The organism is Chryseobacterium elymi (assembly GCF_003385495.1).
In the GTDB taxonomy this organism is placed as follows: Bacteria; Bacteroidota; Bacteroidia; order Flavobacteriales; family Weeksellaceae; genus Chryseobacterium; species Chryseobacterium elymi.
The window spans coordinates 1-12,430 of the sequence record NZ_QNUH01000003.1 but is presented as its reverse complement, the minus strand read 5'-3'; the positions used below and the strand labels follow the sequence as shown (position 1 = coordinate 12,430).

Genomic DNA, 12,430 nt, shown 5'->3' with positions numbered 1-12,430 from the left:
GCCGAGAATTCCAGTCTTGAATTTTTGTTTCTTTTGTTTCAAGACAAAAGAAATTAAGCCATCCAATAAATCATACAGATATTGTAATAAACCATACACCTGGATCATTCCTGTTCTTTCTATTTTTGTTATAAATAGATTGTAATGAAGACCTCTGACAATTCAATGTCCCGTAAAGACTTTATAAAAAGTTCAGCTCTGGCAGCAGCCGGACTTACTTTAATACCTAATATTATGGCAGCATCACCATTTTTTGATGATCAGAATGTTTCAGTAAAAGGAAAATTAAACCTTAAAAATGTCCGTTTGGAAACCGGTTTTGAGTATGAAGAAGGAGAGGTTATTTCTACTAAAACCGGTCTGTTTTATATTGAAATTGAAAACGGGAAAATCAAAAGTGTAGTTCCAAACCAGCCAAATGCAAAAGCCGTTGATGCCAAAGGAATGCTAATGCTTCCTGCGTTTAAGGATATGCATATCCATCTGGATAAAACATTTTACGGAGATAAATGGCAGGCCGTCAGAAAAAGAACAAGCGGTGTAAAAGGAATGATTGCGCTGGAGCAGAAAATACTTCCGGAAGTGCTGAAAAACTCAACGTTTAAAGCAGTGAAAATGATTGAACTTTTGCAGTCAAAGGGAACATCTTTTGCGAGAAGTCATGTCAATATTGAACCGACTTCAAAATTAAATTCATTAAAAAATCTTCAGAAGGCTTTAGAAAACAAAAATAAAAGTTTTGGAACTGAGCTCGTGGCTTTTCCTCAGCATGGAGTCTTTTATACAGATTCAGTACCATATCTGAAAGAAGCGGCTCAGATGAATATTGATTTTATCGGTGGTGTAGATCCATTTACGATTGACGGTGCGATTGAGAAAACGGTCGATTTTACGGTTCAGCTAGCTTTAGACCATAAAAAAGGAATTGATATCCATCTCCACGAAACTGGAGAATCCGGATTGAATACCGTTGAATATTTAATTAAAAAAGTGAATGAAAATCCTTCATTGAAAGGAAAAACATACCTGAGTCACTGTTTTATTTTAGCAAAACTAGATAAAATAAAGCAGGAAGAAATGGCTGAAAAACTGGCTGAGGCCCAAATCGGAATTGTTTCCACCATCCCTTTTGGGAGTCTTGTAATGCCGATTCCTACTCTGTACAAACATAATGTAACCGTCCTGACAGGTAATGACAGTATTGTGGACCACTGGAATACTTTCGGGACAGGAAGTGTACTTCAGAAAGCCAATCTGATGGCGCAGCTGTACGGATATTCTACGGAGTTTTTATTATCAAGAAGCCTGAAGCTGGCAACGGCTAATGTTCTTCCGCTTGATGATAGAGGAGACCAGCAATGGCCAAAAGCAGGAGACCATGCAAATTTTATCCTCATGAATGCAAGCTGTTCTGCAGAAGCAGTTTCCAGAATTTCAAATGTAGAATCATTAGTTCATCAGGGAAATGTAGTTTATTAAATGACATTCGTTTAAAAACTTTTGCGCTTTTTGTGGATAAGGTAGCATCAAAGTCAATCAAGATAAAAATATCTCTGCCCGTTCAGATTTCTCACATAAATTTTACTAATTTTAAGAGAAAATCAGAGTACGTGGGGCATCATGCAGATCATTTTCCAATCCTGGGAATTCAGGAGTTCAGCGAAAATCAGCTTCAGGGCTGTCATCTGCTGTTCAATGAACTGCACGGGGAACGTTCTATTGATGAACCTCACAAGCATGATTTTTTTATCATTAATCTTTTTGAGCATGGAAAAGGGACTCATACCATTGATTTCACAGAATATGAAGTAGAAAATTGCCAGATCCATCTTGTTTTTCCGGATCAGGTACATCAATGGGTGATTGAAAAGGAAACGGTGGGCTATCAACTGATGATCAGCAGAGACTGGTTTGAAAGTTTTCTGCCTTCGCTGAGGTTTTCTGCTTCGTATTACCAGAATCATCCGGTCATTAATCTTTCCAAAGAAGCCTTTCAGACTTTTCTGTATGAATTTCAGGCTATCCGGAAAGAAGTAAATGAGAAGAATGTTTTTTGGGAAGTCATTCAGAAACGGAGCGAGCTCATCGGGCTGTTGGTTAGTAAATCGGTGAAGGGGACTTTTAAAGATTTTGAAATGTATCATTCCAATCCTATTATTTCCAGGTTTCTACATCTTATTGATGAACATTTCAGAACGGAAAGATCGGTTTCTTTTTACGCGGAAAAGCTTAATATTTCGGCCAATTATTTAAATATTGTCTGCAAAAAAAATCTGAATGCTTCTGCTTCATCCCTCATTCAGGACAGGATCCTGCTGGAAGCAAAACGCCTTTTAAAAGTATCGGAAATGTCTGTAAAAGATATTTTGTACGATCTCGGCTTTTATGATCATGCCAGTTTTTCCAAATTTTTCAAAGCACAGACGGGAATGACTCCGTCACAGTTCAAATAATAATCTGTACAACACAAAGCATAATTGATACACCGGTTTTGCAACGGGGTGGTCGTAGCTTTGTCCTGTTAAAAAAGATAAGTCATGCAGTTTCCCTATCAATTGGCCGCAAAAGGAATCTATTCACTCAAAAATGTCCGTCTCGAAACGGGATTTGAATATGATGATGAAGAAGTAATCAGGACGAAAACCGGTCTTTTCAGTATTGAAATAGAAGACGGAAAGATCAAATCCGTAAAACGGAATGATCCGGCTTCTGATGCTTTGGATGGTAAAGGTTTTCTGATGCTTCCTGCCTTCAGAGATATGCATATTCATCTGGACAAGACATTATACGGACTTCCGTGGCAGGCACTTTCACCGAACCGGAGAACGGTGAAGGATATGATTGCCTATGAGCAGGAAATTATCCCTGAACTTTTAAAAACTTCTGTGGATAGAGCAGAGCAGCTGATCAGCCTGCTTCAGCATTACGGGACTCATTTTGCAAGAGCCCATTTTAATATTGATCCTACTTCTGGTTTGCATTCACTTGAGAATCTGGAAAAAGCATTAGAACATAAAAAAGATTCTTTTAAAGCTGAACTTGTTGCTTTCCCGCAGCATGGCCTGTATTATACAGATACGCTTCCTTTGATGAAAGAAGCGGCACAGCTGAAAAGTGTAGGTTTTATCGGGGGTCTTGATCCGTTAAGTATTGACGGGAATATTGAAAAAGTAATTGATTTCACAATACAACTGGCTTTAGACCATAAAAAAGGAATTGATATCCACCTGCATGAAGTAGGAGAGTCCGGGATGAAGACCATCAATTATCTTATCGATAAAGCTATTGAAAATCCACAGCTTCAGGGAAAAACATTTGTAAGTCACGCCTTTGCTTTAGCCCACCTTTCACCAAAAGAAACGGAAAAGATTGCAGAAAGACTGGCTGAAGGAAAAGTGGGAATTGCCTCTTCTGTACCCTTTAGAGGAACGGTAATGCCCATTCCAATGCTGAAAAAGTATGGAGTGAAGGTTGTGATCGGAAATGATAATGTGCAGGATTACTGGAGTACCTTCGGATCAGGAAATATGCTTCAGAAAGCGAATCTGATTGCGGAACTGTACGGATATGAAACTGAATTTGAATTGTCAAGAACACTTCAGTTTGCTACTCAAAGTATTCTTCCGCTGGATGAAAAAGGAAAACAGCAATGGCCCAAACCAGGCGACGATGCAGCCGTTGTATTTACTGATGCTTCATGTTCTGCAGAATCTGTTTCCAGAATATCCAAAATAGAAGCCCTGATGAATGACGGGAACTTATTTTGGAGACATTAATTGAAATATATTTTTTATATACTTGTTTTTTGTAATAAAGCCATTGGATTTCTAATGGCTTTTTCTAACTTAATAAAAAGCCACCAGAAAAAAATCTGGTGGCTTTTAAAATTTGATATGAAGAAACTAGTTACTTATTGTAAAGCAGCTAAAAGGTTTACCCCGTCTACAGTAGCCCATGCTCCAGGAGTTAGAGACACTTTGGTAACAGTAGTCGTGTTCGTGAAAGTTTTTCCTCCGTTTGGAGTGAATGCATATCCCCAAACACCTGCATTGTCAGCATCTAGATATGTCATTGGAGAAACTACAATTTTTCCTGTATTTACCTGGCTGGTTTCTGTTGCGCCATCTTGAATAAGAACAGCGTAAGCTTTTTGAGCTCCAATATTTTTATATCCGCTGATGTATACATTGCTGAAAATTCCAGAACCTTGTTTTTTAAATTGAATAGCTGAAATTTCTGGTGAATTTGCGGCTTCAGGATTAGTTCCGGCTGCTCTGATCAAAGTTAGGTTGTTTACTTTTGGTGCAATGTTATCTGCATTACTTGAAGCTTCGATTTCCATTCCGAAGTTTCCTGTTCCTACTTGGTAAGCAAACCAATTTGAATTGTTTTGTCCACTCCAAGCATCCTGCCAGTCAAAAGAATCATCAAAATTTCCGTAAGAAACTAAGTTTTTTGCGCTTACAGTTCCCCCAAACCATTCAAAACCATCATCTGTACCTTTGTAAGCAACTAAGTTTTCTAAAACTGTTCCAGCGCCAACAGCATAAAATGTAAATGTGTTTGTCTCAGAAGTACCATCACCAATCTTTTTACCTGCATATTCTACACGCACGAATTTCATAATTCCTGAATAATCATTGGCATTATTTCCACCGTATGATAAAGCATTTCCATCTTCAGAAATAGCAGTTGTATTACCATTCAAAGCTTTTATTGGTGCCTCACCATAAAGTGTTATTCCACCCCAGTCTCCAGGAGTTTTAGTTGATGTAGTGAATACGATTGGCTCATTGGCTGTTCCTTGTGCATCAATTAAGCCATCATTTAAAATTACTAAAGCACTTGTTTTGGTAGTTACAACGTTGAAAATTGCGCCTGCTTCAATAGTGATAGTTGCACCATTAGTAACTTTTACAATTCCGTCTAATGTATAATTTCCTTTTTTAATAAGTAAATCTTTTGCGATAGTTCCCTTTAGAGTTCCTGTTCCGCTCAATACGCTTTCTGATGTACCTGGAGCTACTGTTGTAGAATCTCCCATTCCGTCATTTATCTCAACAGTACAAGAAGCTGCACCGAACCCTACTATTAATGCTAGTGCTAATGGTAAAAACCTTTTTTTCATTTTTTATCTATTTTTATTTATTAAAATGTGTATCCTACAGTGAAGTTAAATGTTGTTCCTCTGTAATAATTGGTATATTGAAGGTTATCATTAGTATTTACGTCATAATAACTATTATCTCCTAATTCAATTTTGTATTGATTGTTTAAGATGTTTTGAACTCCAAACTTAATGTTCCAGTTTTTCGTTAATTGCTCCTGATAAACAAAATCTACCTGATTAAATGGTCTTTCATAAAAATTATCAGTTCCGGATGAACCAACTGCAAATATTTTAGATCCTGAAACATTGTACACCAGCGATAAAGTTCTGTTTAAAGAATTTTTCTTTTTAAATTCATATTTTAAGTCTGCATTGATTGTATATGGTGCAGCACCTTGCAATCCTCTTTTATGAAGTTGATCGTCAGAATAACCAAGAGGTCTTTCTAATTCTAATTGCTCAGGACTTCTTTCTACATCTGTGTACATAAAAGTAGCGTTAGCACCCAAACTGAAGTTGCGTAAAGACTCTGAAATTCTTGATAAATTAATAATACCTTCCAATTCTAATCCAAGTAAATCTGCTTTTTTAGCATTGAAGAAAGTAATTGCAACACCATTAGAGTTTCCTGATGTTCTAAATGATCTTTCAATTGGATTATCAATTCGCTTCGCAAATAAATTAACTGCAATTAATTCTTTATTTGTTGGAAAGTATTCCCATTTTAAATCAATATTGTAGTTCTCACTATTTAAGATATTGGCATTCCCAACAATAGTTTCATTATCTGGATTAATGTATTCGATAGGCATTGTTTCGATAAGTACAGGTCTGGTTACTGTTTTACTTACAGCAAATCTTAAATTGCTTCTGTTATTCAATGCTTTTTTTACAGCTAATGATGGTAAAAATAGGTCTCTGTTCTTATTAATGGTTTGTTTCTCCTCTTGCCCCTGTCTGTTGTATCGGATTAAACTTAAGTCATTTTCGTAACGTGCTCCAATTAAAATATCCCAAGTGTCATTTGGTTTATAATTAAAATTCAAATAACCTGCATTTACAAATTGGTATATTGAGGTAAATGGTAAGTATGCATCAGAACCTTCTTGGAAATAGAAAAGATTATTCTGCATATCTTGATCAAAGCCTGCTTGTGGTTTATTTCTGTTAATAACAAATCCCTGCCCGGCAGTTCCATTAGGATAACCAAATATGAATCGATACGATGTTTTTCTAAGGTCGGCAAACCCGTTGTAACCTACACTTACTTGAATTGGGTATTCTTTTTTATCTCCCTTTTCTCCTAAAGAAACCGTGTATTCACCAAACGCAGAACCATAGAATCTAGAGTTTACATCAAGATATTGCCTGATAATGTTATTACCTCCATAAGTAATCAATAATTGATCATCGCTAAGCATATTTCCATGATTATCTTGTCGAGAGCCCTCCATAATTTTACGGTCAGGTTGTTGAAAATTATTCAGAACATAACTTGCGCCTGCTTTCACGTTATGTCTATCGCCGATCTTTTGTGAAGCTGTTAATTGTAAGTCGAGAAATTTAGAAATATCTAATTGGTTTACTCTGAAAAATCCGATATTTTCATTCTGACTCTGTTGGTTTTTATATCCAAAGTAATCTTCGATAATGTTATTTGCGTTCTGTAGATAAATTGCATTAAGATTAACTTGAGTACGTTTGTTTTTATACCCTAAACCTAACAAAGCAGAAGATTCTAATTCAAGATTATATTGCTTTCTTTGAAGTTTATTGTTCAACACAATAATTTGTCCTCCGTTATCTAAAAACTGATTTTTAGCACCTTCTCTGAAAGAATATTTAGAACTTTGATTAAGAGAAAATAAGATTCCGATATTTCCGTTTTCACCTGCTTTTATTTTTTGTGCTGTTGTAAACCCGATGCTTGTGTTTGGCATTGATTTTATACCTTCCACATCAAAACTATCTTTAAAGTATTTTTGAGATTCTTCCGCAGTAAAACGATAATTGGTAGGTCTTACGTCATTGATGTTTTCTGGAAAACGTTTATCTCTGCTATTTAATCCCAGATAACCCTTCAGACCATCAGCGTTTTCGGATACGAAGAAATTATCTCTGAAATTACTCAAAGTATTCACTCCCACACTGAATTCCACCTTTGTAAAAGGTTTATCAATCGTAAGTGTCTCAATATCAAATGTTGCACCGGCGAAATCTCCGTAAAGGTTAGAGTTGAAAGTCTTATAGATATTTAATTTTCCTACCACATCCGTTGGGAACTGCTTCAGGGCAATGATTTTTTGAAACGGGTTATTAGAAGGAGATCCAAGGCCATTGATCAATAAATAATTATATCTTTCCTCAAGTCCTCTCACGAAAAGCCCTCTTCCTTCTACCGTAGTGATTCCCGTCACCTTCGTAAGTCCCTGTTCCACGTTAGAGATCCCTTTTCTGGAAATCTCTTCAGCACTTACAGCCTGTTTTTGAATAACCGCTTTTTTTTGTTCTCCTAATACTGCAGTTTCAGTTTTCTTGTTACTGCTTCCCTGGATTACTACGCCATCAATTTTTTTCTCCTTAATGATCGTGTCCTGCTTCGTTTCCTGAGCGTAAAACATTGATCCGGATAAAAATACGACCGCAATGCTAAGTTTATTAATTTTCATTATCTTACTTACTTTATTTACTAGTTTCTTTCGGTGCAAAGGAATAAAAGTTTAATGGGGTAAGTGGTTTAGCGAATTTTAATTTTTCTTTAACTAAACATTAATAAAAGAAGATTATTGTTAACTTTATATGAACGATAATACATTTGTTCATCGGTGCTTTAAAATTTATTAACTTTGACTCAGTAAAAATTGAAAATGAACCAAAAGAAAATACTCTTAATAGACGATGAACTGGATATTTTAGAGATTCTGTCTTACAACCTGGAAAAAGAAGGCTATGACATCTATACAGCCACAAACGGTAACGAAGGAATAGATAAAGCCAAAGAGATCATCCCCGACCTTATTCTGTTAGATGTGATGATGCCCGAAAAAGATGGTATCGAAACCTGCCAGGAACTTCGTAAAGTAAAAGAGCTGCAGAAAACACTTATTGTTTTCCTTTCTGCAAGAAGCGAAGAATTCTCCCAGTTGGCAGGATTTCAGGCTGGAGCTAATGATTACATTGTGAAGCTGATCAAACCGAAAATTCTTATTTCTAAAGTGAATGCTTTATTACAGCTGACTTCTCAGGTTTCAGATAATGCTAAACTGATTGAAATTGGTGATCTGGTGATCGACAAAGACAACTTCAGAGTTTCTAAGAGTGGACAGCAGTTCCTTCTTCCTAAAAAAGAGTTCGACTTGCTTTATCTTCTCGCTTCCAATACAGAAAAAGTATTTAAAAGAGAAGAAATTCTGGAAAAAGTATGGGGCAATGACGTGATTGTAGGAGAAAGAACAATTGACGTCCATATCAGAAGACTGAGAGAAAAACTGGGAATTAATACTATTCAGACATTAAAAGGAATCGGTTATAAGCTTATCGTTTAATACTTAAATTCCTATCTTTACATAAACCTATAAAAACTTGTAAAATTGAAATTTTACAGACTTACACTCGTCGCCTCGTGTCTTCTGACACTGGTGATGTTTCTTTTAGTGATCATCTTTGATTCACTGAAGGATATCTATTACCAGACACCTTTTTTTAAGATTGGCCTTTTTACCTGCCTCATCCTCATTTTTATGATTAATTATGTGGTCCTCGAGCTTCTTTTCAACTATTACGGAAAAAAGCAGGTTCGTGGGCTTTCACAAATGCTTCCGCAGGAAATTGTTCATAACAATAATGAGAATATTACCATTAAAGAACTGGGAGAAAGATTCTCGGATCTTAATCAGCAGCAGATAACAGAGCTAGATATGATGAAAGAAATGGAAAGCTACCGTAAAGAATACATCGGAAATGTTTCCCATGAGCTTAAAACACCGCTGTTTTCCATTCAGGGATACGTAGAGACCCTCAGAGACGGAGGCGTTGACAATCTTACCATCCGCGACAAATATCTGGAAAGGATAGATAAATCCGTGGAAAGGTTGATCGCAATCGTTACAGACCTGGATATGATCAACCGCCTTGAGGCAGGAGAAATCAGTATTACGGTATCAAGATTTGATGTTAACCTTCTGATCAAAGAAATTTTCGAGCTTCTTGAATTTGAAGCAGAAAAACATAATGCCACCCTGCAGATCCAGACCCTTCATCCACAGATCTTCGTAGATGCCGACAAGCAGAAAATTTCACAGGTTTTCATTAACCTGATTTCCAATGCTATCCATTATGCCAACAGGCAGGAAGCAAAAGTAGCCGTAAAAACAAGTGTTCTTAAAAATAAAGTACTGATTGAGGTGATCGACAACGGAATGGGAATTAAAGCTGAGGCCCTTCCGAGAATCTTTGAAAGATTTTACCGTGTCGAAACCAGCAGGAGTAGAAGAGAAGGAGGTTCCGGCCTTGGACTGGCTATTGTAAAGCACATCCTGGAGGCTCATAACGAAAATATTACCGTAGAAAGTGTCTATCTGGAAGGAACTAAATTTAGTTTTATGCTTGAAAAAAGCAAATAATTCTGGTAAAATGTAAGAAAAAAAAATATTTTAAAAAATCCTGAAATATTTTTTTGTCACATGTCATTTATTATATATTTGCAACAGAGATTTATCATAATAATTAAGGCAAAAAAGTAATTTAAGAAACTGATATGGTTTACAAGATCCGCGTAATATTAGATGCGAAAGAGGATATTTTCCGTGATATTGAAGTAAAGGGAAAACAATCACTATGGAACTTACATTTGGGAATTAAAAGTGCGTTCAGTCTGCAGGGAGACGAACTTTCCACTTTTAATATGTTGGAAGACGACGGAACAATAGTAAAAAGTGTTCCCCTGGAAGATATGAGTGACGATGGTGATGGCGAAATTATGTCGGACGTGTACATTGATGAAGCTTTTGGAAATGTGGGAGACAAAGCTCAGTTTCAGTATGGGCTTCTTGATCTTTGGGAACTGTATTGTGAGCTTGTAGAAATCATCGAAGAAACAAAAGGAGTTAATTATCCTATTACGGTCTACAGATTCGGAAACGTCCCGTTAAAAGCACCAAGCAAAAGCGGTAGCGGAGGATCTAAAAAAAGATCAGCAATGCCATTGATGGATGATGATTTCAGTTTCGATGATGACTTTGGAGGAAGTACAAATTTTGAAGATGAAGATGAAGACAGTTTCGATGATGAAGAAGAAGAAAACTACAACGATGATGTTTTCGAAGAAGATGATGATAACGATGATGAAAGATAACATCTGAACAATATAAGGCCCCGGATTCTGTCCGGGGCTTTTTTATGTCAGCTATTGCAGGTAAATTGTGAATTTTGCTTCGCAAGTGAATCATGAATTTTAAAGATCTGTAAATTTTAAAATTTCTTAGAACCTGTTTAAATTTTATTCAATAAAAATTCTGATGCAGAATAATTACTAAAGAAACATATTCCTCTCGCAGATTGCCCAGATTTATTTCAGTTATAAAAATCTGCGCAATCTGCTAAATCAGCGAGATTTTAAAAATCTAAACAACCTCTTATTCATCGTTCACTTTTTCACACTTAAATTACTTTGCGAAGCAAAATTCACCATTGATTATTCACATTTTACCTTTCTCACTTCTTCACGTTCTCTGCTTATAACAAAAAAACATTCCTTACTTTTGCTAAAAATAGATGAATGAAGAAATTAATTCTATTAGCAATAATTGGCCTGGGAATTGTTTCCTGTGTCACTCAAAATACAAAAAGCACTATGGATCTGCCGAAGGAATGGAAGCACACGACCAATATTTACGAAGTAAACCTGAGACAATATACACAGGAAGGCACATTTAAAGCATTTGAAAAAGAAATGCCACGTCTGAAAAAAATGGGAATCAAAACCCTGTGGTTCATGCCCATAACCCCCATTGCCCAGCAAAACAAAAAGGGAAGCCTTGGAAGCCAGTATGCAGCTTCAGATTACACGTCCATTAATCCCGAATTTGGAACCATGAATGATTTCAAGCATATGGTGAATGAAGCCCACCGATTAGGTTTTAAAGTCATCATAGACTGGGTGGCCAACCATACCGGCTGGGATCATGTCTGGACAAAAACACATCCGGAATTCTATCTGAAAGATCCTGACGGGAAATTTCATATTGCTTCAGGAATGGATGATATTATTGAGCTGGATTACAAAAACCAGGAAATGAGATTGGCAATGATAGATGCCATGAAATTCTGGGTAAAAGAAACCGGCATTGATGGGTTCAGATGCGATCTTGCCTCTTGGGTAGAAGTGGATTTCTGGCAGCAGGCACGCCCGGAAGTCGAAAAGCTAAAACCCCTTTTCTGGCTGGGAGAATTTGATGAGCTCGAAAGTCCTGAATACGGAAAAGTATTTGATGCAAGCTACTCATGGAAATGGATGCACAAATCGGCAGATTATTACAAGAAAAATGAGCCCCTTCAGGAACTTAAAGACCTTTTGCGGCAGTATTCCAATATCGGGGATGCTTCCATGAGAGCCTGGTTTACAACCAACCACGATGAAAATTCATGGAACGGAACAGAATACGAAAAATATGGAGCAATCACAAAGCCTATGGCTGTATTCTCCGCAACCTGGAACGGTGTCCCATTATTGTATTCCGGTCAGGAACTTCCCAATATGAAAAGGCTTGAATTTTTTGAAAAAGATGTCATCAAATGGACCAATACTTACCAGATGGCTGAATTTTATAAAACTTTGCTGGAACTGAAAGCCTCCAATCCTGCATTAAGAGGCGGAGATCCCAATGTATCAACCTATCTTTTAAATACAACAGCCAACGACAAAATCCTGGCTTATGTTAGAAAGAACGGGAAAGACGAAGTGCTGGTAGTATTGAATATGTCAAAAGAACCCGTAAACTTTACCATTGAGGACCAAAACCTTTCAGGAACTTTCCGTAACGTCTTTGATAAGACCAAAAGAGATTTTGACAGCGGAAAAGATTTTACATTCAAAGTTTCAGATTACGCAGTCTTTGAAAAATAAATTTCATGAAATAAAAGCTGAGTATTTAAAAAAGATGCTTGTGTTATTTTGAGAAGCCATTTCAAACTGTTAAAATATTCATTAGGTGCGGGCTAAAGCCCAATGTCATTAAGTTAATGATTTAACATTTTGACTTACAGTTATTTACTCTTGTTTTTAAGACTTATTTTTCGTATATTTAACAGTGAATCAATCAG

9 protein-coding genes are annotated in these 12,430 nt (G+C 36.5%); 7 read left to right on the top strand and 2 right to left on the bottom strand.

The window, feature by feature from the left end:
* Positions 1-144 precede the first annotated feature (144 nt).
* The 3 genes from DRF60_RS03915 (at position 145) to DRF60_RS03905 (ending at position 3,776) form a co-directional block, all read left to right on the top strand.
* On the top strand, positions 145-1,479 hold the full coding sequence (locus DRF60_RS03915; protein ID WP_116010825.1) for an amidohydrolase: 1,335 nt from the start codon (positions 145-147) through the stop codon (positions 1,477-1,479).
* A gap of 131 nt (positions 1,480-1,610) precedes the next feature.
* Entirely contained in the window at positions 1,611-2,453 is an 843-nt protein-coding gene (locus DRF60_RS03910; protein ID WP_116011073.1) for a helix-turn-helix domain-containing protein, read from the top strand.
* An 84-nt stretch (positions 2,454-2,537) separates the two neighbouring features.
* A complete protein-coding gene (locus DRF60_RS03905; protein ID WP_116010824.1) occupies positions 2,538-3,776 on the top strand; it encodes an amidohydrolase in 1,239 nt (412 codons plus the stop codon).
* A gap of 134 nt (positions 3,777-3,910) precedes the next feature.
* Here DRF60_RS03905 and DRF60_RS03900 read toward each other — a convergent pair whose 3' ends face one another.
* Together DRF60_RS03900 and DRF60_RS03895 are read right to left on the bottom strand one after the other, a co-directional pair.
* Positions 3,911-5,128 carry a hypothetical protein gene (locus DRF60_RS03900; protein WP_116010823.1) on the bottom strand — a complete coding sequence of 406 codons (1,218 nt, stop codon included), beginning with the start codon at positions 5,126-5,128 and terminating at the stop codon, positions 3,911-3,913.
* Between the two features lie 20 nt (positions 5,129-5,148).
* Entirely contained in the window at positions 5,149-7,779 is a 2,631-nt protein-coding gene (locus tag DRF60_RS03895; protein ID WP_116010822.1) for a TonB-dependent receptor plug domain-containing protein, read from the bottom strand.
* A gap of 198 nt (positions 7,780-7,977) precedes the next feature.
* Between DRF60_RS03895 and DRF60_RS03890 the strand changes: the two genes are divergently transcribed.
* From DRF60_RS03890 to DRF60_RS03875, 4 genes are all read left to right on the top strand, one after another.
* The gene (locus tag DRF60_RS03890; RefSeq protein ID WP_027379708.1) at positions 7,978-8,655 is read left to right on the top strand and encodes a response regulator transcription factor; all 678 of its coding nucleotides are present in this window, start codon (positions 7,978-7,980) and stop codon (positions 8,653-8,655) included.
* 45 nt (positions 8,656-8,700) lie between these two features.
* A complete protein-coding gene (locus DRF60_RS03885) occupies positions 8,701-9,732 on the top strand; it encodes a sensor histidine kinase (RefSeq protein ID WP_116010821.1) in 1,032 nt (343 codons plus the stop codon).
* Between the two features lie 134 nt (positions 9,733-9,866).
* Positions 9,867-10,463 (top strand): IS1096 element passenger TnpR family protein, encoded by a 597-nt coding sequence (locus tag DRF60_RS03880; RefSeq protein ID WP_116010820.1) that lies wholly within the window; start codon positions 9,867-9,869, stop codon positions 10,461-10,463.
* Between the two features lie 423 nt (positions 10,464-10,886).
* Positions 10,887-12,233, top strand: coding sequence for an alpha-amylase family glycosyl hydrolase (locus DRF60_RS03875; RefSeq protein ID WP_116010819.1), 1,347 nt, complete (start codon positions 10,887-10,889; stop codon positions 12,231-12,233).
* Positions 12,234-12,430 lie beyond the last annotated feature (197 nt).